Raw genomic sequence first — 20773 nt, forward strand, 5'->3', positions numbered from 1 at the left:
TCCCCACCCACCGCAAAGGACACCCAATGAAGCGCATCCTTGCCGCCACCTCCGTGGCCGCCTTCGCCCTCCTCTCCACCACCGCCTGCGGCGCGGCCGGCAACTCCCAGTCCGCGGGCGAAGACTTCCCCCGCAAGGGCAAGTCGATCGAACTGGTGGTCGCGTTCGCTCCCGGCGGCGCCGTGGACACCGCCGCCCGGCTGGTCCAGCCCGTGCTTGAGCGCGAACTGGGCACCAACGTCGAGGTCGTCAACAAGCCCGGCGCCGGCGGGCAGATCGGCTACACCGCCCTGACCAGCGCCCAGCCCGACGGCTACACCATCGGTGCCACCGGCTCTCCGTCCGTCGTCGTCACCCCGCTTGACCCCAGCCGCGGCGCCAAGTTCACCCGGGAGGACTTCCAGCCCCTGGGCCGCCAGGTCATCGATCCGGCTGTCGTCGCCGTCCAGCCCGACAGCCCCTACCAAAACCTCGAGGACCTCCTGCAGGCGGCTAAGGACAAGCCCGACACCATCACCGCGACCACCACCGGCCAGCAGGGCGGCGAGCACTTCGCCATCGCCCAGATCAAGGAAGCCACCGGTGCTGCGCTCAGCCCGGTGCACTTCTCCGAGGGCGCCTCCCAGGCCTCCACCGCCTTCCTCGGCCGCCACGTCGAAGTCCTCGTGGCCAACGTCAGCGACGTCACCGACCTGGTCAAGCAGGGCAAGGCCAGGGTCCTGGGAGTCATGGACAGCGAGCGGTCCGCGGCCCTGCCCGACGTTCCGACCTTCGCCGAGACCGGACACGACATCGTCGCCGCCACCGCCCGCGGCTACGCCGCCCCCGCCGGACTGCCCGACGCCGTCGCCGAAAAGCTCGAGGGCGCCCTGAAGACCGCCATCGAGGACCCCGAGGTCGTCTCCAAGATGGATGACCTCGGGCTGGCGACCAGCTACCAGAACGCCGAGGAATACGAGGCTTTCTGGGCCCAGCAGGAGGCCGACTACAAGACCGTCCTGCCGCTCGTCCAGACCAAGTAGCCCGCCAAGCAGCCAGCACAGGCGAGGTTGCCGGGCCTGGGTCTACCAACCAGCCCGGGCCCGGCAACCGGTTCAAGCCCACTAGCACCACACGAAGGATCAGCACATGAGCACCGCAGCAGACACCGCCGCCGCCATCGGCTTCGAGCGCCCCGCGCCCGAGCTCGTCGCCCGCCTCGCGGCCCTGCCCGCCGCCAACATCGGCGACGCCATGGACCGCCTCGGAGTCGCCGACTCCGCAATCCAGGCTATCTGGCCCGGAGCGAAGCTCGCCGGTCCGGCCTTTACCGTGTGGGTTGCCGCCGGGGACAACCGCGGCATCCACGAAAGCCTCGCCGTGGCGCAGCCGGGCGACGTCGTGGTCGTCGCCGGAGGGGGCGACACCTCCCGGGCCCTGCTGGGCGAACTGATCGGCGAACGGGCGATCTCCGCCGGCCTGGCCGGGTTCGCCCTCGACGGTGCCGCACGCGACGCGGAAGTCCTGGGCGAGATCGGCCTGCCGGTCTTCGCCCGCGCCACCACCCCCGCAGGCCCCTACAAGAACGGGCCCTCGCGCATCGCGGTGCCGATTGCCTTCGGCGGCGTACCCGTCCTGCCCGGGGACATCATCATCGGTGACTCCGACGGCGTCGTCGTCGTTCCGCGCGATCAGGCCGAGCGCATCGCCGAGGCGGCCGAGGCCGTGTTCGCCGACGAGGCCGACCGCCGTGCCCGCATCGTCGCCGCACGCACAGCCGCCTCCTAAGCACCAGCACCACCCGAAGGAAACAGCATCATGAACTGCACGATCATCGGCCTCGGCGAGGCCGGCGCCATCTACGCCTCCGCCCTGCTGCGCGCCGGCCACCGGGTCACCGGCTATGACCCGGTCGTCACCACCGCACCCGCCGGCGTCGAACTCGCACCCAGCGCCGCCGCCGCCTGTGCCGACGCCGATGCCGTCCTGGTCCTCACCGGAGCCGGGGCGGCCCGTCCGGTCGCGGCCGAATGCCTCCCCGCGATGCGCGCGGGCGCCTGCTACGCGGACCTGACCTCCTCCTCCCCCGGCACCATGGAGGAACTCGGCCGGACCGCCGACGGGGTATTATTCGCCGACGTGGCAATCCTCGGCCCGGTCATCGCCCAGCGCGAAGCCACCCCGCTGATGGCCAGCGGCCCCGGCGCCGAGGCGTTTGCTGCCCTGGTCTCCGGGATCGGGGCCCCGGTCGAAGTCGTGCCCGGCGCTCCGGGGGCCGCCATGGCGCACAAGCTCCTGCGCAGCGTCTTCATGAAGGGCCTGGCCTCCGTCGTCGTCGAGGCGGTCACCGCAGGACGCGCCGCCGGCCTGGAGGACTTCGTCCGCACCCAAATCACCGCCATGCTGGCCGGAGACGGCGAAGCCGTGATCGACCGCTTCCTCACCGGCACCCAAAAGCACGCGGCCCGCCGATCCTTCGAGATGCGCTCCACCAGCGGCTACCTCGCCGAACTGGGCGTCCCCTCGGAAATGACCGACGCCTCAGCGGCCGCCATGGAACGGATGGCCGCCACCGAAACCGTGGCATCCTGATGGTGTCCCGCTTCCCGCCCCGAAAGGACCGGACATGATCGGCGTCTGGGCGCTGGGCGCCTACCTAGCGGTCATCATCCTGTGGACAACGCTCATGCGGCGCAACGTCGGAGAAGCCATGATGGTCGGTTTCCTCGTCGCCGCCGCCTTCAACGGCGCCGACGCACTGAGCTCCGGCTGGGCCGCACTCTACGACGCGCTGACTGACGAGATCGTCTACGCCACCGTCGTCTTCGTCTTCATGGGCTACCTGCTGGAAAAGGCAGGCGTCATGGAACGGATGATCAACCTGCTCGATGCCCTCATCGGCGGGCGCAAGGGTGGCTCGGCCTACGTCTCCACCGTCGCCTCGGCCGGACTTGGCAGCATCGTGCACAACCAGGCCGCCATCGCCGCGACCGTGGGGTCCGTGACCATTCCCTGGATGGAACGGGCCAAAATGGACCGCACCACCGCCGCAACCATCGTGGCCGGCAACGCCGGCATGGGCATCACGTTCCCCTTCAGCGCCTCCATGTTCGTGCTTGTCGGATCCTCCACCGTCGGCCCCCTGCTGGACGTCGACTCGCTGATCCTGCCGCTGGTCGCCGGCGGCCTGTGGTGCGTACTGCACCGGCTCATCGTCACCGCAATCCTCGTCCGCCGCAGCGGCGGCCAGGCCACCGCCAAGGAGAACCGGCCCCTGCTGCTCGAATCCCTCCGCCGCGGCTGGACCACGCTGCTGCTCTTCGTCGGCGTCGCGCTGCCCATGTTCCTCACCACCGGCCTGTTCGCCCAACTGCTTTCCGACCACACCGGGGCCGACGTATCCAAGGCCGTCAGCCCCATCTTCTGGATCCCGGTGGTGCTCATCGCCCTGGGCCTGGTCCTGGGCCGCCGGCAACTGCCGCGCAGCCCCATGGCTTGGGCCGCGCTCATCGGGGACTCAGCCCCGCGCTTCGGCGTTGTCGGCATCACCGTGCTTTTCGCGTTCGCCGGGGCCAACGCGCTGGCCACCACTGGCCTGCCTGAGCAGCTCTCCGGACTGCTCGGCGGCCTGGACCTGCCCGTATGGCTGCTCGCCCTGGTCATCGGCCTGATCGTCGTCGCCGTCGCCGCGCCGCTCTCTTCCACCGCAACTATGGCCGCCGTGGGCACCATCGGCGTCGCCGCGCTCATCGCCGCGGGCGTTCCCGCTCCCACCGCCGCCGTTGCGGTGCTGATCTTCTCCTCCTGCGAGGCTGCCGTGCCCCCCGGCGGAGCGCCCCTGTATGTCGCGTGCGGTATCGCCGGCGTGGACCCGCTCCACACCTTCCGCCGCATGCTCCTTTACTACGCCCTGCCCCTGCTCGGCATCGGCGTGCTCGTCGCCACCGGCATCTTGCCCGTCTAAGAAAGAACCACCATGCTTCACCGCATCGCCCGGACCGTTTTCACCGCCTCGCTCGCCACAGCCCTGCTCGGCGGCGTACTCCTCATCCTCTGGCAGGCACTGGGCCTGGCCGCTGGCGACGCCGGGATCCTCACCGCCCCCAACGGCGTCTTCAAGACCGTCCTGTGTATCGCCGCGTCGGTGGCGTCCATCGCCGCCTACATCCTGGTCCACGTCAAGCAGCGCCAGCCGGCCCACCTGGTCCAGGTGGGGACCCGATGAGCACCCCCCGGCACGGGCTGCCCGACCGCCGGCAGCTCAAGCAGCGGCCCGGCGCCCTCGCGGGAACCTCGTGGGAGCTGTTCGGCGAACGCTGGCGGGGCACCCCATCCTTCGCCGACGCCTCCTCCGTGCTCGCCGCCGCCAGCGCCGTCCGGCACGGGGAAGTGTTCGGCCTCGACTACGCGGTGGACGCCTTTGCCCCGGGCATGTCCAAGGCCCGCAAGGCACCCGTCCACACCATTTACGCGAACCACCCGGCCCACCGCGACGACTTCCTCGACGGGTTCTACCTGCAGGGCTCAAGCCAGGTGGACGGGCTGCGGCACCGCCGCGCAGACGACGTCGGATTCTACGGGGGCGTGCAGGATGACCAGATCCATGCCGGCAGCGAGGACCTCGGCATCCAGGTCTGGGCCGACGACCCCATCGTTACCCGCGGCGTGCTCGTCGACCTCGCCGGGTACGTGGAAAGCGTTGGTGGGCACATTGACCATGCCGCCGGCCAGCCGCTGCCGTTCGACCTGATTCCGGCCGCCCTCCAGGCCCAGGGAACCCATGTGGAAACCGGGGACCTCGTGATGCTCCACACCGGCTGGAGCGAATGGTTCCTCGGTCTCGACGGGACCGCCAAGCGGGACCAGCAGTCCACCGGCCGCGCCACCGGGATGGCCCAAAGCGAGGAACTCGTGGACTGGGCCTGGAACAACGGGCTGACCATGCTCGCCGCCGACAACTTCGCTGTTGAATGTCTCCCCCCGGTTCAGGACTCCCCCTTCCGCGATTCGGCCCCCAACGACCGCGGCATGATGCACCAGGAAATCCTCGCCAAGCTCGGCCTGCCGCTCGGGGAACTGTGGCGCCTGGGCCCCCTCGCCCGCCGCATGCGCGAACTCCACCAGTGGCACGCGCTCGTTGTCGTCAAGCCCCTCAACATCGTGGGCGCCACCGGATCTCCCGCCAACGCGACCGCAATCCTCTAGGGAAGCCTCTGGGCATCGAGCCGTTGCGATCATTCCGTAGGATCCCGTACCCCGGGCTACACCCCCACTCTGGGCCGTCTTGCAACGGATGGGCGGTTTCAGAGGGTCGTCGCAACACCTACTTGATTGGGGTGTTGTTGTGCCAGGAAATCAGGCTGTGAGGGACCGGCGGGACCGGTCCATTCAACTGCACGGTGTTCCCACAAGTCTTGGGGGCAGGGAGAACATGGGACCAGACAGGGAAGCGGTACACATTGCCGTTAGCGCCGCCCACCTCCGACTTGTGGGTACGACCTTAGTGGCTCTTGAGGGCGAGGGAGGTCCCGAAGCCGACAAGCGCAACGCCCGTGAAGCGGTCCGTGGCCCGAACAAACCCCGGCTTCTGGAGCTTTCCGCGCACCAGGTGCGTCCCGTTGATGATCAGCGAGAACCAGATGAGACCCAGCAGGTTGTGGACGCCCGCCAACGCGATGCCCATTGCCAAGAGAGAGGCTCCTTCGGGAATGAACTGCGGAATCATGGCAATGTAGAAGACTCCCACCTTGGGGTTAAGAAGGTTCGTTCCCGCGCCTTTGGCCCACGCCGAAGCCAATCCGCCGCGCGGCCGTCCCGGCGCGTCCAGCCCCACGGAAGCCGATGCGTTCCGCCGGAACGAGCGCCACAGCATCGTTGCCCCCAACCACACCATGTAGGCCGCGCCGGCAAGTTTGAGTACCGTGAACGCAGTCTCAGAAGCGGCCAATAGGGCCGAGGCGCCCACTGCGGCCGCGATGCCCCACATCATGGCGCCGGTGTTGATGCCCAGTGCCGTCGCGTAACCACGAAGGCGCCCCTGCACGATCGATGCGCGCAGCACCAAGACCGTGTCCAGTCCCGGAATGATGGTCAGCAGGGCAGCGACGACGGCGAAAGACAACAGGGCCTGTTCTATGCTCACGTCCCCACTTTAGTCCCACCCGCCTGTGACCAACGTGTCGGCCGGGTACGCCTAGGCGGTCTCGAGGACCCCGATCGCCCGGCGCCCGAGGCTGCCGACCACATGCCGCCGCATGACTTCGCGGGCGCGGTCCGCGTCGCCGGTGATGACCGCGTCGGCAATCTCCTCGTGCTCCTTCTGCACGCGGGCCCGGTCCTTGGCGGAGTCCTTCTGGCTATTCAGCCCCACTTGCCGGTAGCGGTCCGCCTTATCCCAGAGACCCTCCAGGATGCCGATGAGCAGCGGGCTGTGGGAAGCGGTGTAGATGGCACGGTGAAATTCGCGGTGGGCCGTCATTGCCTCTAGGTCCGCGGCGGCGCTGAGCGGGATCAGGCGCTTGAGGGCCTCCCCGATGGCCGCGATGTCGACATCCGTGCGGCTGGCCGCGGCGAGGCTGGCCGCCATCGGATCCAGGCTCTCCCGGATCAGGTAAAGGTCGCGCGCCTCGTCCGCGGTAAGCGGGGTGACCCGTGCGTCGCGGTGCGATTCGAGCTGCACCATCCCTTCGGCCTCCAGCCGGCGCAGCGCCTCGCGCAGCGGGGTGGTGCTGACCCCGATCTCCTGCGCCATCTGCGCCTGGCTGAGGACCGACCCCTGCGGAATCTCTCCGGTGAGGATACGCCGGCGGATCTCGTCGTAGGCATAGGCGCTCTTGGTTAGTGCTACGGGAGGGACGGGCACCGCGGGCTCCTTACTGTCTTCTCGGCGACGTAGGCTATTGGCTATAGCATACCCCTCCGGCTGTCGGCGGCCCCGGGGGCGCGCGGCAGCTGGACGGGTTCGTGGGGTCGTCCCTCGGAGGGCCTAGAAGCCGACGAACACGATGCAGACCGGCGAATCGGTCCGAGGGACCTCCTCCCGGATCCCCGGGGACCCCGCACTCCGGTCCGGGCCGAAGCGCTGGATGGTGCCGCTTTTCTCGTTGGCCGCGAAGATCGACTCCCCATCCGGGCCCAGCACGATGAAGCGGGGGTGGATGCCGCCGGTTCCGGTCCACGACGCCGGCATGAGAGTGCTGTCTTGGGCCACCGCGTGTGCCGCGGCGGTGTCCTCGCCCGGCCCGCCGGGGGTCTTGTCGCCGGCGCCGCTGCGGTTGCTGGCATAGAGGAAGCGGACGATGTCGAGTTAAATGTGGTTCTGCACGACGCCCATCGAAGCGGTCAGCACGCCCCAGGTGAGTAGGATGCGGGCGATCCAGCGGCGGACCCGAATTTGGCGAGGGCCACGTTGCTGGGGGCCTCGAAGAGGAAGTAGCCAATGAAGAAGAGCCCCGCGGCAAGGCCGAACGCCTGACTGGTCAGGCCCAGCTCGGGGTTAGTGTGGAGCGACGCGTAGCCGATGTTGGCCCGGGCGATGTAGTTGACGATGTACAGGACGAAGACGAACGGGATGATCCGCAGGTAATCTTGCGGACGGTCCTCTTCTCGAACTGTGCGTTTGTGGGTGCGGTAGTGGCGGTCACTTCTGGAACTTGTGGCGGTGCCTCCAATCTCCTATCAGCTATAGGATGCATCCTGCCTCTCGTCATCCACCTCTAGTGCTAGTCATCCACCTCTAGTTGAAGTATGTCGCGGGCCCCGGACCGTTCGGCCGTGGCAGCGGGATTAAAGGACGACGGCGGCGGACGCACCGTGGGATGCGTCCGCCGCCGTCGTCGGATAGTGACTGCTCGCGCGCTAGACGTCCACGCGGGCGCGCGAGACGATCCGCCGCCAGGCCGTGTAGACGAGGACCAGGGCGAGGATGCCATAGAGGGTCCAGGTGACCGGACTGTGGACCAGGACGGCGATCTCCCCGCCGCTGGACATCATGGCGTTGCGCAGGCTGGTTTCGGCCAGCGGGCCGAGGACAACACCGATCATGATCGGCGCCAGCGGGAAGCCGTAGCGGCGCAGGACGAAACCCAGGGCGCCGATCGCCAGCACGATAAGCAGGTCGGAAGTGGCTGCGCTGGTCGCGTAGACGCCAAGTCCGCAAAAGACCGTGATACCCGCATACAGGTAGGGCTTGGGGATCAGCAGCAGCTTGGCCCACAGCGGGGCGAACGGCAGGTTGAGCACCAGCAGCATGACTAGTCCCACGAACAGGCTGGCCAGCAGCGCCCAGACCAGGTCGGCGTTGCGCTCGAACAAAAGCGGCCCCGGCTGCAGCCCGTACTGCTGGAAGGCGGCGAGCATGATCGCGGCGGTGGCCGAGGTGGGCAGGCCGAGCGCGAGCAGGGCGCCCATGGCGGTGCCCGAGGTTGCGTTGCCGGCGGCCTCCGGGGCGGCAACGCCGCGGATGGCGCCCTTGCCGAACTGGGGGTTGCGGCGCTTGCGGTCCAGTTGCCGCTCGGTGCCGTAGGCCATGAAGGTGGGTACCTCGGCGCCGCCGACGGGGATGACACCGAACGGGACGCCGAACGCGGTGCCGCGCAGCCAGGCCGGCAGCGCCTCGCGGAACTCGCGCTTGGAGAGGAAGGGGCGCCCGGAGACGGCGATCGCCGAGAGCTTCGGGTCGCGGTGGATCCGGGAGGCGACGTGGAGGACCTCGCCCAGGGCCAGGACGCCGACGGTGATGACGATGATGCTGATGCCGTCGAAGAGCTGGGGCATGTCGGCGGTGAAGCGGGAGGCCCCGGAGATGCCGTCGATGCCGACCACGGCCAGGGCCAGACCGATGACGAGGGCGGAGAGGCCCTTGATTACCGAGTCGGAGACGACGGAGGCGGTGGCGATGAAGGCGAATACGGCGAGGGCGAAGTACTCGGCGGGACCGAACATGACGGCGATGTCGGCGAGCTTGGGAGCGAAGAACACCACCAGGGTGGTGGCAATCAGGCCGCCGATGAACGCGCCGATGGCCGAGGTGGCCAGCGCCTGCGGTGCCCGCCCGGTCTTGGCCATCCGGTGGCCCTCGAACGTAGTGGCGATGGCGGTGGCGCCGCCGGGGGTGTTCATGAGGATGCCCATGGTGGAGTCGCCGAACAGGCCGCCGAAGTAGACGCCGGCGAACATGATGAACGCGCCGACCGGGTCCAGGCTGAACGTGACCGGCAGCAGGAGGGCCACGGCCATGGAGGACCCAAGACCCGGAAGCACGCCGACCGCCGTGCCGAGGAACGCACCAACGAAGACCCACAGCAGGTTCATCGGGGTGAGGGCCTGTGAGAAGCCCTCCATAAGCAGGGACAGGGATTCCATCAGCCGTAGATTCCTTCCAGGATGCCGCCGGGCAGGTTAAGTCCCAGCCCGGCGCCGAACGCCAGCTGGATGCAGGAGGAGAACACCAGCGCCAGGCCGACGTCGAACAGCGGGCGCCTGCTGCCCAGGGCCCGGGACACGCCCCAAAACAGCAGGGCCGCGGAGATCAGCCACCCCACCGGGACCAGCAGCAGCGCGAAGGCCAGGAAGGACCCGAAGACCAGTCCCAGGGACTTCCAGTCGGTATGGAAGCGGGCGTTGCCCTCCGTCGCCGGGACGGGTTCTGGCTTGCGCAGGGTCTGCACGGCCAGCAGCGCCGCGAGCACGAAGACCGCGATGGCGATCAGGATGGGGAAGAACGTGGGGCCCGGGACCTTGGCCCCTTCGGGAACGTCCATGATGACGATGCCGACCACCAGGTAGGCGCCGATGGCCGCCAGGATCCCAGCGACCACCAGGCCGCTGCGCCCGGTCCAGAACCCATGCTGACCCTCGGGAATCTGTTCGGGGGTCCGTGCCAGCTCGCCGGTATCAGGGCTGTCTTGTGCGTCAACGCTCATCGGAGGCCGCCTTTACGGTCAGGACGGGAACGGGGGAACCAAGGATGATGCTCTGGGCATCCGATCCCAGGATGATCTTGCTGACGCGGGAGCGGGTACGCACACCGATGACGACGAGTGCGGCTCCGGTTTCGGTGGCGGAATCCAGCAGTTCCTCCGCCGCGTGGCGGCCCTCGGGGTCGCGCCGGAGCAGGGTGGCCCCGCCTTCCAGGGCCGCCTGCAGGGCGGGGTCTGCCGTGGCGGCGGGGGCGGGTTCGTTCCGGTCTCCCAGGGGGAAGATGTTCAGCGGCTGGCCGGTGGATCCGGCCGCCTTGATGCCGTGGCGCAGGGCCGCCTGGCCCTCGGCCGTGCGGGTATATCCAACCAGGATGGTCATAGTGTCTCCAGTGTTGAAGGGGGCGGCGGACTCAGTAGCCGAGTTCGTTCCAAATGTCGTTCACGGAGCGGCTCTCCTCGGCGATGAAACGCTCGAAGTCCTCGCCGGTTAGGAACCGGTCCGTCCATTGGTTGCGTTCGATGGCGTCGGCCCATTCGGGGGTTCCCACCACCTCGGTGACGATGGCCTGCAGCTCCGTCTTCTGTTCTGCGGTGATTCCGGGGGCGGCAACGATGCCGCGCCAGTTGGTCAGTTCGATGTCATAGCCCAGCTCCTTGAGCGTGGGCAGGTCGATCGCGTCCACGGGCTCGGGCGCGGAGACGGCCAGCGCCTTGAGGCGGCCGGCCTCGATTTGGTCGGCGAAGTCGACGTAGCCGCTCACGGAAGCCTTGATGGTGCCTGACATGAGCGAGGTGGCCAGCTCGCCGCCGCCGGAGTAGGCGATGTAGTTGACCGCTGTCGGTTCGATCCCGCTCGCCTGGGCCAGCTGGGTGATGATCATCTGGTCCACGCTGCCGAGCGAGCCGCCGCCGAAGGCGAAGGCGCCGGGGTCGCGCTTCCAGGCGGCAACGAGGTCATCGACCGAGTTGTAGGGGGAGTCGGCCGGGACCACCAGGACGTCGTAGTCCTCTGTGATGCGCGCAATGGGGGTGACGTCCTCGAGCGTGGTTTCCGAGCCGTTAATGTTGATGGCCCCCAGCATGGTGATGCCCATCAGCATCAGGGTGGTGTTTTCGCCCTCCATGCCAGCGAACTTGGTCAGGCCGATGGTTCCTCCCGCGCCGGGGATGTTGACCACCTGGGCGTTGTTCACGATGCCCTGCGCGCGCATGGCCTGCTGGGCCTCGCGGGCGGCGCCGTCCCACCCGCCCCCCGCGCCAGCGGGCGCGATGAGCGTGAGCTGGCTGCGGGCGTCGTTCCCGGTTCCGCTGGCCGAGGCGTTGGCCGTGGCCAGCGCAACCGCTGCGCTTCCAAGGACCGCGAAAACGGCGAGGGCAGCCCGCCGGGCCGGGGTGGGACGGACGCGGGTCGGACGGGGTGTGGGCTCCGGATTCGGCTTCACTGCCGCTCCTTCCGAGGGATGTTTGGCCAAGGGCTCTTTGGCGGCCGAAGCGTCAACGCATGTGACGGCCGCCACTCACTGTAGCCTATAAGCTGTTATCTATAGATGTCCACAACGCTGTGTGCCGCGTTAGGGTCCGCCCCAGCGAGCCCGGGGTCTGGTGCGCAAGGCCCAAAATGAGGTAGGTTCTTATAGGTTATAACGTGTAACGCTATGAGGGAGGGCCAATGGCCGCGGGAACCGGAACCACGCGCAGGAACGCCACGATCGAGGTGGAGGGCCGCGCCTTCAGGGTGGCTGACGTGCGCGCCGCCCTCGGCGGCGATTTCGCGCGCCTGCCCGTGGTGCTGCGGCTGCTCGCCGAGAACACGCTGCGCCGTTCCACGGCCGCAGAAGGGGCCCGGACGGTGCGGAACCTGAGCCGCTGGCTCGAAGCCCGGACCTCGGAGGAGGAACTGGAGTTCTGGCCCCAGCGCGTGCTGATGCACGACACCACCAGCACCCCGGCCCTGGTCGACATCGCCGGGATGCGCGATTCCCTCGCGGAGGCCGGCGTCGACCCCTCCGCCCTGAATCCGCTGCTGCGGGTGGACGTGTCCATCGACCATTCCCTCGCCGTGGAGGAATACGGCCGTCCCGACGCTGCCCCGCGCAACCTGGTCCACGAGTACCGGCGCAACCGGGAGCGCTACCGCTTCCTGAAATGGGCGGCCCACAGCATGGAGACCGTGCATATCAACCCGCCCGGCACCGGGATCATGCACACCATCAACCTCGAGCAGCTCGCCACCGTGGTCACCACGGCCGAGGCGGCCGACGGCGGCCTGCCGTGGGCGGTGCCGGACATGATGATCGGCACCGACAGCCACACCCCCATGATCAACGGCCTCGGCGTGCTGGGCTGGGGAGTCGGGGGGCTGGAAGCTCAGACCGTCATGTTCGGCCTGCCCACCACCCTGCGCATCCCCGACGTCGTCGGGGTCAGGCTCACCGGCTCGCTGCCCCGCGGAGCAACCGCAACCGACCTGGCCCTGACCGTGACCCAGCGCCTGCGCGCCCTGGGCGTGGCGGGCGAGTTCGTCGAGTTCTACGGCCCCGGGGTCTCCAGCCTCACCGTTGGCCAGCGCGCCGTGGTCGCCAACATGGCCCCCGAGTACGGCGCGACCACCGGATACTTCCCCATCGACCACCACGTGCTGGACTACCTGCGCGACACCGGCCGCGACCCGTTCCAGCGCCAACTCGTCGAGACCTACGCCCGCACCTGCGGGTTCTGGTTCGATCCCGACGCCGAACCCGAATACTCCCGCACCATCACGGTCGACCTCTCCACCATCCAGCTGCGCGCCGCCGGCCCGCGCCGCCCGCAGGACCTGCGCGCCCTCGCCGAAATCCCTACCGCGCTGGCCGGGGAGGAGGCTTCCGTCCGCGAACCCGCCCGCGACATGCCGGTCTTCCCGGTGGCCCTGGCCGCCATTACCAGCTGCACCAACACCACCGATCCCAAACTGCTCATCGCCGCGGGCCTTCTCGCCGGCAAGGCACGCACCTTGGGTTTGAGCGTACCGTCCTGGGTGAAGACCTCCCTGGCCCCCGGCTCACCTGCCGCGGCCAGCTACCTCAAGCGCTCCGGCCTGCTGGAGGACCTTGGGGAGGTCGGGTTCGACATCGTCGGCTTCGGCTGCACCACCTGCATCGGCAACCCCGGCCCGCTGTCCGACCCGATCAAGAAGAACCTCGACGCCGGTCGCATCCGCCCGGTCGCGATCCTCTCCGGCAACCGCAACTTCCCCGGCCGCGTGCACCCCGACCTGGATTTGGGCTTCATCATGTCCCCGCCCCTGGTGGTCGCCTATGCCCTGGTCGGGCGCGCGGACATCGACCTGGCCACCCACAACTTCCGTGCCGGTACCCCCGCCGGGGCGGCACCTGTGACCCTCGAGGACCTGCTGCCCACGCAGGCCGAGATCGACGAGGCCTGGGCCGCAGGCCAGGACCCGGCCGACTTTGCCCGGGACTTCTCCGTCGCCGTGCGCAACCCGATGTGGTCCCGGCTCGAGGCCCCCGACACGCCCCGGTTCCCCTGGGACCCGGACTCCACGATGCTGCGCCGCCCGCCCTTCGCCTCCGCGTCCCAAGGCAGCCAGTTGGGCCGCTACACCGCCCATCCCCTGCTGGTGCTCGGCGACGACATCACCACCGACCACATCTCCCCGGCCAGCGCCATCCCGGCGAACAGCCTGGTCGCCGACTTCCTGGTGGAGCGCGGGGAGAACCGGGATGACCTCAACGTCTTCGCCTCCCGCCGCGGGAACTGGGAGACCATGCTGCGGGGCGGGTTCCACAACAGGACCGTCGACAACCGCCTCGGTGCCGGGATCCCCGGCGGGCTGCCGGTCGCCCACACTGTCCACGCCCCCAGCGGCGAGGTCATGCCCCTGTGGGAGGCCGCCGAACGCTACCGCGCGGACGGTGACTCGGTGGTCATCATCGCCGGTGAGCGCTTTGGCACCGGATCCTCGCGCGACTGGGCCGCCAAGGTCCAGCGCCTGCTCGGCGTGCGCGCCGTGCTCGCCGGCAGCTTCGAGCGGATCCACCGCTCCAACCTCATCGGCATGGGCGTCCTGCCGCTGATCGCCCCCGAAGAGGTCCGCGCCCGGCTCCAGGGCCTGCGACCCGGGGACACCATCGAGATCGACGCGCCCGCGGACACCCTCGCCCCGCGCGCCGGCGTCGCCGTCGTGTTGCGCGCCGCCGGCGGCGGCACCGAAGAATTCACCGCCCGCGCCGCCGTCGAAACCGAACTGGACGTTGAACTGCTGCACGCCGGGGGCGTCATCCCCTCCCTGCTGCGCAGCACCATCGAACAGCACCGCGCCGCCGACCAGGGCAGCACGATTGAAGCCGCGCGCCAGCGCTGAACGGAGAAGGACTTATGGACAAGATCACTGTGAATGGGCCGATCGTCGAACTCGACGGCGACGAAATGGCCCGCACCATGTGGACGCTGGTGCGGGACCGGCTGATCCTGCCGCACGTGGACGCGTCCATCCTGCGCTTCGACCTGTCCCTGCCCAACCGGGAACGGACCGGGGACCGGGTCACCTTCGAGGCAGCCGAGGCTGTCGCCGAGCACCGGGTGGGCGTGAAGTGCTCCACCATCACCCCCGATGCCGCGCGGGCCGCGGAGTACGGGCTCAGCAGGCTTTGGCCCTCACCGAACGGCACGGTGCGCAACGTGCTCAACGGAGTGCTCTTTCGCGAGCCGATCATCATTGACTCCGTGCCCCGGCTGGTGCCCGGCTGGCGCCGTCCGATCGTGATCGGCCGTCACGCCCACGCGGACCAGTACAAGTCGGTTAACTTCGCCGTTCCCGGCGCCGGCAAGCTCACGCTGACCTACACACCCGACGACGGCTCGCCGGCGACCAGTCACGAGGTCACCTCCTTCCCGGCCGGCGGAGGGGTGGCGATGGGCATGTACAACTACACCGACTCCATTCGGGATTTTGCCCGCGCCTGCTTCTCCTACGGGCTACGCCGCCGTTTCCCGGTGTACCTGTCCACGAAGAACACCGTGCTGAAGGCCTACGACGGGCAGTTCAAGGACGTCTTTGATGCCGTCTACGCCGAGGAGTTCCGTGACGGCTTCGAGACGGTGGGGATCGGTTACGAGCACCGGCTGATCGATGACATGGTCGCCTCCGCCCTCAAGTGGGAGGGCGGCTACGTATGGGCCTGCAAGAACTACGACGGCGACGTGCAATCGGACATCGTCGCCCAAGGCTTCGGGTCCCCGGGGCTGATGACCTCCGTCCTCACCACGCCCGACGGCGACACGCAGCTCACCGAGGCGGCGCACGGCACGATCGCCCGCCACCACCGCCGCCGGCAGGCAGGAGAAGTGACCTCGACCAACCCCATTGCCACCATCTACGCCTGGACCCGAGCACTGGCCCACCGGGCGCGACTGGACGGCAATGACGCCCTGGCCCGGTTCGCCGCCGGCTTGGAACGGGCCACCACGGAAACGGTCGAGCGGGGAACCATGACCGACGACCTGGCTGCACTGTCCACCCCGGGAGCCGGCGGCGTGAGCACTGAGGACTTCATCGACGCGGTGACGGCGTCTGTGGCCGCTTCCGTGAGCGCGGCCGGGCAGGACGGGTAGACCACCCGGACTTACTGCTCCGCCAGGCCCGGGATCCCGGCGGCCTGGGCGGTAGCCCGGTAAGCCCCGACCAAGTCATCGAGGCTGGAGTGGGCGTTCAATCCGCTGGGATTGGGAGCGACGTGCAGTTCGGTGCCCGGCCACGACGAGGATTGAGGGCCGGGTCGGATCCTTCCCTCTGGCCCAAACCCGCAAGGCTCACGAGGCACTGCATTCACACACCGCTCAAGGCACGCTCCTGCTCATCCCATAACCAGACCAACCAAGGGACCAAAACACGGATCGTTACAAAGGCACCCGCTTACCCGTCCATCCGCGATCTTGTCACCTCCCGCCCAGCAACTGGCCGACTTGCAGGCGCAGGTCGAGGACGCCGAACGCGCCGACGTGCAGCTCTACGCCGCCGCCCAGCGCAACGGCTGGTCCCTCGAGGAACTGCGCAAACTCGGCATCACCGACCCCGCCAAGCGCACCCGCGTCCGCAAGCGCACCGCCGCCAGGAACGCCGATCAGGAACCGCAGGAAACCTCCCTCTAACCGGGCATAAAAGGGCGTCGAACGCGTTGCGTTCGACGCCCTTTCTCACCTGGTTCAGGGTGCTTGCCCCGTGCCTACAGGTGCACGGCAAAAGCCCGCCCGCTCCGCTGTTTTCCTGCACACATGAACACCGAGACCCAACCGACCGCCCGCAGGCCGCCGCTAGGCCCCCACCCGCCCCCATCTCGCCACACACGGGCCTGTCCTGTGAATCATTGCAGCTAGGACGATGGCGGCGATGATTCACAGGACAGGCCCTACCACGTTGGGCAACGGGCTGAAGCGCGACGGCGTTCCTTTTTGGCGTGACCTCCTTTGGCGAAGGTCAATGCCGGCCGGCCGTTTCGGGAACCGGGGATGGCGTTTGGGACGATTCCCAGAATGTCGCGCCCTTGATGCCTGCGGCTGCGGGGTCGAAGACTGGATCAAGTCCTTGCTTCTTTTGTCGTTCGTAGTCCCGCAGGGCGCGCACTGCCGTGGGGCAGAGCAGGGCGATCGCCACCATATTGAACCAGGCGATGAGGCCGTAACCGATGTCGCCCAGCGCCCAGACATTTTCGGTTGACAGCATCGTGCCCACGTAGACGGACAAAAGCACGACGGTTTTCACGACACGCGGCAGAAACCCTCGAGAGCTCCCCGTGAGGTAGACAACGTTCGTTACCCCGTAATAGAAGTAAGCCAGGATCGAGGTGAAAGCGAAGAAGAAGATCGCGATTGCCACAATCCCCGCCCCGATGCCCATTCCGGGCATAACAGAATCGACCGCGATCTGGGTAAACTCTGCGCCAGGCTCCACGCCCGGCAGATTCTCGACCAAGGGGACCCGGCCCTCGGGCAGTACGTTGTAGGCCCCGGTCGAGAGAATCATGACACCGGTGGCAGTGCAGACCATGACCGTGTCGATGTAGACGGAGAACGACTGGACCAGCCCCTGCTTCACAGGATGGGACACCGAGGCCGACGCCGCCGCAAAAGCACCCTCACCGACACCTGCGACGTTCGAATACAGGGAACGTTTGACTCCCCAGGCAACTGCTGCGCCAATCATCCCCCCAAAAACGGCGTGAGTACCGAAGGCCGAGCCAAGAACAAGTTGGATGACGCCGGGGATCTGCTGGAAATTAAAGATCAGAACCACTACCGCGAGAAGGATGTAGAGGGCCGCCATGGCGGGAACGACTTTCTCCGAGAAGGCAGCGATGCGTTGTGTTCCGCCAAAGACGACGAGACCGGCCAGAAGCACCAGTAGGAGGCCCGAAATCCATGTCGGAATACCGAAAGCAGTATCCAGTGAGGTCACGATGGTAGACGACTGGACGCCGGGAATCAGCAGCGAATAGCAAAGTACGGCGACGACAGCGACGGTGCAGGCGAGCCACTTGAGGCCAAGGCCCTTTTCGATGTACCAGGGAATGCCCCCTCGGTATTCGCCGTCCGACTTGACCTTGTAAATCTGCCCGAGAGTCGCCTCGATGAAGGCGCTGGAGGCGGTGAGGATGGCGGTGGCGATCATCCAGAAAAGGGCACCGGGTCCACCGAAGGCAATGGCCGTGGCCACGCCCGCGATATTGCCCACGCCTACCCGTCCGCCCAAAGCCATTGTGAAGGCCTGGAAAGATGAGGTGCCGGTGTCCGATTCGACCCGCCCGAAAAGACACTTGATCATGCCGGGAAGGTGCCGCACTTGCACCGCCCGGGTGGCGATCGTATAGGCGAAACCGCTGATGAGGGTGATGTAGACCAGAGGGTTCCAGATGGCGTCGTAAATATTGGTGAGAATTTCCAAGGGATGGGTCTCCAAGCGGCGTTTCATGCGCCGACAGGAGTGGCGCACTCCCGTGGTGCATACTTTCCGGGTGTCTTCGCGCCGGTCGCGGTCACGGCCAAAAGAGAACAATCGCTCTTCCAGTTGCCAGATTGTCAGGCAATAAGGGCTCAAAACAAGCTAACCATGTGATCCCCGTCATGTCCAGCATTCGGCGCTTTTGGGCTAAGTAGCCACGCCTCTCCAACCCGGGCACTCAAGCCGTCATCCATTGAAGGCAAGTCATCCGCGACCTGACTGACCTTTGGCCGCTGCCTTAGTTGATGCGCTGGATAAGGGGCATATCTCTTGTACGGTGCTTCAACGCGCAGCGCCCTACTTGCGGAGGATGCTCCGGGGAGCAGGATGAAAGCGTCGAGGAGCGGCCGATCAGAGAAAGAGGTTGGAATCCCTGATCGGCCGCCTCCCGTCCCGCTGGATCGGTTCAGATCCAACGGGTTTTGGGTGCCGCCGCAGCGCCATTGATGCGCCGGCCTCCCTTGTGCTGCGAAGGATGCGCAGCACAAGGGAATCCTTATGACTCCGCCTTGATTTCCACCAGCAGGCCTCCGCCCTGGACTTGGGCGGTGCCGGTGATGGCGACGCGGGAGACGGTGCCGGCGACGGGAGTGGTGATGCCGGCCTCCATCTTCATGGCCTCGATGGTCGCGATCGTTCCGCCGGCCTCGACACGGTCCCCGGCCTTGACGGTGGCGGTGACCGCCCCGACGAAGGGCGCGGCGACGTGGCCGGGGTTGGACGCGTCAGCCTTTTCAGCCGACTTCACGGTGGATTCGACGTTGCGGTCCCTCACCGTAATGGCGCTTAGCGCTTGTCATGAAGCGGGGTCCTCGGCGGCGTCGGTTGCCCCAATGGTTCCGTGCCCGTCTGGAGCTGGATTCAATGGGGACTCAGCTACCGCAGCCAGTTCATCGACAAATACGAGTTCCCGAAGGCCCAGGTCCAAATCGACGATCCATAAAACCTTGTGTTCGCGGTGGGTCTGATCGATGCGGACTGTGCGGCGCGTTCCGTTGAGCCACCAGAGTTCGGCAAGTCTTCCTTCGAGTTTCCACAGGAGTGGGAAACCACGGTATTCACAGGAGAGCTGTTCTTCGCGGGAAAGTGCATCCATGAGTGGGCCTCGCACTGAAAGTTGGGGGTAGGTGGCTTCTGCCCGGGCATGGAGCTGCTTCGATGCCTTGCACGTTCCTGAGGAGGAGAGCTTTGAGAGCGCCCAGCGGCCAGCAACCGGGCGGGTGAGAACTCGTTGTAGGCACGCAAGGCGGTAGCGGGAGCCTGCCCACGGCAGGCTCCCGCTCGCAACGCTGCTACGCCACGTAGCGGTCGGTGATCTCCAGCGCCTTGTCGATGATCTCCAGCCCGCGGCGCACGTCGGCTTCGCTGGTGTTCAGCGGGGGGACCACGTGGATGCGGTTGAAGTTCGCGAACGGCAGCATCCCTGCGGCCTTCAGCGCGGCGACCAGTTCGTTCATTTCGGGCGAGGACCCGCCGTAGGCGGCCATCGGTTCGCGGGTCTCGCGGTTCTTGACCAGCTCGATCGCCCAGAAGGCGCCGAGCCCGCGGACCTCGCCAACCGAGGGGTGCCGCTGGGCGATCTCCCGCAGGCCCGGCCCAATCACGTTCTCCCCGAGCCAGGCTGCGTGCTCCACGATCCCTTCTTCGCGCATCGCCTCGATCGTGGCGACGGCCGCCGCGCAGGCCAGCGGGTGTCCGGAGTAGGTGAGCCCGCCCGGGTACGCGCGCTCGGCGAAGGTCTGGTAGATAGCCTCGGAGATCACCACGCCGCCCAGCGGCACATAGCCGGAGTTCACGCCCTTGGCGAAGGTGATCAGGTCCGGGACCACGCCGAAGTGCTCGATCGCAAACCACTTGCCGGTCCGACCGAACCCGGCCATGACCTCGTCGGCGATGTACACAATTCCGTACTTGCGGGTCAGTTCGCGCACGCCCTCCAGGTACCCGGCCGGGGGCACGTAGATGCCCGCAGTGCCGGGAACCGATTCCAGGATGAGGGCCGCGATGTTCTGCGGGCCCTCCAGCACGATCATGTCCTCCAGGTGGCGCAGCGCCCGCTCGGTCTCCTCCGCCTCCGTGGTGGAGCCGAAGTAGGAGCGGTACGGGTAGGCGGGCATGAAATGCACGACGCCGGAGTCACCAAAGTCGTTCGGCACGCGGCGCGGGTCCCCGGTGACGTTCACCGCCAGGTGGGTGCCGCCGTGATAGCTGCGGTAGGCGGCGAAGACCTTCTTGCGGCCGGTGTGCAGCCGGGCCATGCGGATGGCGTGCTCGACGGCGTCGGCACCGCCGTTGGTGAAGAAGACGCGGTTCAGGTCGCCGGGGGCCAGTTCGGCGACCAGCCGGGCCGCTTCCGAGCGGGCGTCGTTGACGTGCTGCGGGGCGATCGTGCAGAGCTTCCCCGCCTGTTCCTGGATGGCGGCGACGACCTTCGGGTGCTGGTGGCCAATGTTGGTGTTCACCAGCTGGCTGGAGAAGTCCAGCAGCTTGCGCCCCTCGCCGTCCCAGACGTACGAACCCTCGGCCCTGAGCACGGTCATCGGCTGCAGCGTTGCCTGCGCAGACCACGAGTGGAAGACGTGCGCGCGGTCCAGCTCGTAGGCGCGGCGGCCGGCCTCGGTCTCTCTGGCCGAGATCTCCACGGTTTCCGCATTCGCGAAGTGCGCGCTTTCCGGTGCAACGCCGGTGCCTTCCTGAGACGAGTCGGCGGCAGTGATGGTTTCGGTCACGGGAACGTCCTTACGCGTTGGTCGGGAAGCCGAGGTTGAGGCCGCCGTGGCTGGGGTCGAGCCAGCGGCTGGTCACCACCTTGCCGCGGGTGAAGAAGTGCACTCCCTCGGCGCCGTGCGCGTGGGTGTCGCCGAACAAAGAGTTCTTC

At 67.6% G+C, this 20773-nt stretch carries 19 protein-coding genes and 1 pseudogene; 9 read left to right on the top strand and 11 right to left on the bottom strand.

What is annotated here, in order from left to right; translation table 11 throughout:
* The first annotated feature begins 26 nt into the window (after positions 1-26).
* The 6 genes from NCCP_RS11850 (at position 27) to NCCP_RS11875 (ending at position 5184) form a co-directional block, all read left to right on the top strand.
* Positions 27-1022 carry a tripartite tricarboxylate transporter substrate binding protein gene (locus NCCP_RS11850; protein ID WP_149957494.1) on the top strand — a complete coding sequence of 332 codons (996 nt, stop codon included), beginning with the start codon at positions 27-29 and terminating at the stop codon, positions 1020-1022.
* A gap of 106 nt (positions 1023-1128) precedes the next feature.
* Positions 1129-1767: an RraA family protein gene (locus NCCP_RS11855; RefSeq protein WP_149957495.1), complete on the top strand. Its 639-nt coding sequence runs from the start codon at positions 1129-1131 to the stop codon at positions 1765-1767.
* A gap of 27 nt (positions 1768-1794) precedes the next feature.
* Complete coding sequence (locus NCCP_RS11860; RefSeq protein ID WP_149957496.1) at positions 1795-2571, top strand: NAD(P)-dependent oxidoreductase; 777 nt, start codon at positions 1795-1797, stop codon at positions 2569-2571.
* 34 nt (positions 2572-2605) lie between these two features.
* Positions 2606-3943, top strand: a complete 1338-nt coding sequence (locus tag NCCP_RS11865) for a TRAP transporter large permease subunit (protein WP_149957497.1) — start codon at positions 2606-2608, stop codon at positions 3941-3943.
* A 12-nt stretch (positions 3944-3955) separates the two neighbouring features.
* Positions 3956-4204, top strand: a complete 249-nt coding sequence (locus NCCP_RS11870) for a hypothetical protein (RefSeq protein ID WP_149957498.1) — start codon at positions 3956-3958, stop codon at positions 4202-4204.
* On the top strand, positions 4201-5184 hold the full coding sequence (locus tag NCCP_RS11875) for a cyclase family protein (protein WP_149957499.1): 984 nt from the start codon (positions 4201-4203) through the stop codon (positions 5182-5184). The genes NCCP_RS11870 and NCCP_RS11875 overlap by 4 nt, the downstream gene beginning before the upstream one ends.
* Before the next feature lie 295 nt (positions 5185-5479).
* Here the strand turns inward: NCCP_RS11875 and NCCP_RS11880 are convergent, their stop codons facing one another.
* The 7 genes from NCCP_RS11880 to NCCP_RS11915 form a co-directional block, all read right to left on the bottom strand.
* Positions 5480-6121 (bottom strand): LysE family translocator, encoded by a 642-nt coding sequence (locus NCCP_RS11880; protein WP_172627385.1) that lies wholly within the window; start codon positions 6119-6121, stop codon positions 5480-5482.
* A 51-nt stretch (positions 6122-6172) separates the two neighbouring features.
* Positions 6173-6841: a GntR family transcriptional regulator gene (locus NCCP_RS11885; protein WP_149957500.1), complete on the bottom strand. Its 669-nt coding sequence runs from the start codon at positions 6839-6841 to the stop codon at positions 6173-6175.
* A gap of 123 nt (positions 6842-6964) precedes the next feature.
* Positions 6965-7279 carry a beta-propeller fold lactonase family protein gene (locus tag NCCP_RS11890; RefSeq protein ID WP_149957501.1) on the bottom strand — a complete coding sequence of 105 codons (315 nt, stop codon included), beginning with the start codon at positions 7277-7279 and terminating at the stop codon, positions 6965-6967.
* A gap of 557 nt (positions 7280-7836) precedes the next feature.
* Positions 7837-9342 carry a tripartite tricarboxylate transporter permease gene (locus NCCP_RS11900; protein ID WP_149957502.1) on the bottom strand — a complete coding sequence of 502 codons (1506 nt, stop codon included), beginning with the start codon at positions 9340-9342 and terminating at the stop codon, positions 7837-7839.
* Positions 9342-9902, bottom strand: coding sequence for a tripartite tricarboxylate transporter TctB family protein (locus tag NCCP_RS11905; protein WP_149957503.1), 561 nt, complete (start codon positions 9900-9902; stop codon positions 9342-9344). Before NCCP_RS11905 ends, NCCP_RS11900 begins: the two co-directional genes overlap by 1 nt.
* Positions 9892-10278 (bottom strand): universal stress protein, encoded by a 387-nt coding sequence (locus NCCP_RS11910; protein WP_149957504.1) that lies wholly within the window; start codon positions 10276-10278, stop codon positions 9892-9894. Before NCCP_RS11910 ends, NCCP_RS11905 begins: the two co-directional genes overlap by 11 nt.
* 31 nt (positions 10279-10309) lie before the next feature.
* Positions 10310-11341, bottom strand: coding sequence for a Bug family tripartite tricarboxylate transporter substrate binding protein (locus tag NCCP_RS11915; RefSeq protein ID WP_149957505.1), 1032 nt, complete (start codon positions 11339-11341; stop codon positions 10310-10312).
* A gap of 227 nt (positions 11342-11568) precedes the next feature.
* Here NCCP_RS11915 and acnA point away from each other — a divergent pair, with 227 nt between their 5' ends.
* The 3 genes from acnA (at position 11569) to NCCP_RS11935 (ending at position 16049) form a co-directional block, all read left to right on the top strand.
* A complete protein-coding gene (acnA, locus tag NCCP_RS11920) occupies positions 11569-14262 on the top strand; it encodes an aconitate hydratase AcnA (protein WP_149957506.1) in 2694 nt (897 codons plus the stop codon).
* A gap of 14 nt (positions 14263-14276) precedes the next feature.
* Entirely contained in the window at positions 14277-15512 is a 1236-nt protein-coding gene (locus NCCP_RS11925) for an NADP-dependent isocitrate dehydrogenase (protein ID WP_149957507.1), read from the top strand.
* A 321-nt stretch (positions 15513-15833) separates the two neighbouring features.
* The gene (locus tag NCCP_RS11935) at positions 15834-16049 is read left to right on the top strand and encodes a hypothetical protein (RefSeq protein ID WP_149957508.1); all 216 of its coding nucleotides are present in this window, start codon (positions 15834-15836) and stop codon (positions 16047-16049) included.
* A gap of 325 nt (positions 16050-16374) precedes the next feature.
* Here the strand turns inward: NCCP_RS11935 and NCCP_RS11940 are convergent, their stop codons facing one another.
* The 4 genes and pseudogenes from NCCP_RS11940 to NCCP_RS11955 all read right to left on the bottom strand — a co-directional run bounded on the left by NCCP_RS11940 (position 16375) and on the right by NCCP_RS11955 (position 20537).
* Positions 16375-17838: an alanine/glycine:cation symporter family protein gene (locus NCCP_RS11940; RefSeq protein ID WP_225873814.1), complete on the bottom strand. Its 1464-nt coding sequence runs from the start codon at positions 17836-17838 to the stop codon at positions 16375-16377.
* A 553-nt stretch (positions 17839-18391) separates the two neighbouring features.
* Positions 18392-18676 (bottom strand): annotated as a pseudogene (locus tag NCCP_RS11945) (biotin/lipoyl-containing protein); the annotation flags it as partial.
* Positions 18677-18691: 15 nt separating this feature from the next.
* Complete coding sequence (locus tag NCCP_RS11950; protein ID WP_149957511.1) at positions 18692-18991, bottom strand: hypothetical protein; 300 nt, start codon at positions 18989-18991, stop codon at positions 18692-18694.
* A gap of 196 nt (positions 18992-19187) precedes the next feature.
* Positions 19188-20537, bottom strand: coding sequence for an aspartate aminotransferase family protein (locus NCCP_RS11955; protein ID WP_149957526.1), 1350 nt, complete (start codon positions 20535-20537; stop codon positions 19188-19190).
* Positions 20538-20773: the final 236 nt, after the last annotated feature.

The organism is Zafaria cholistanensis (genome assembly GCF_008580665.1).
Lineage (GTDB): Bacteria > Actinomycetota > Actinomycetes > Actinomycetales > Micrococcaceae > Zafaria > Zafaria cholistanensis.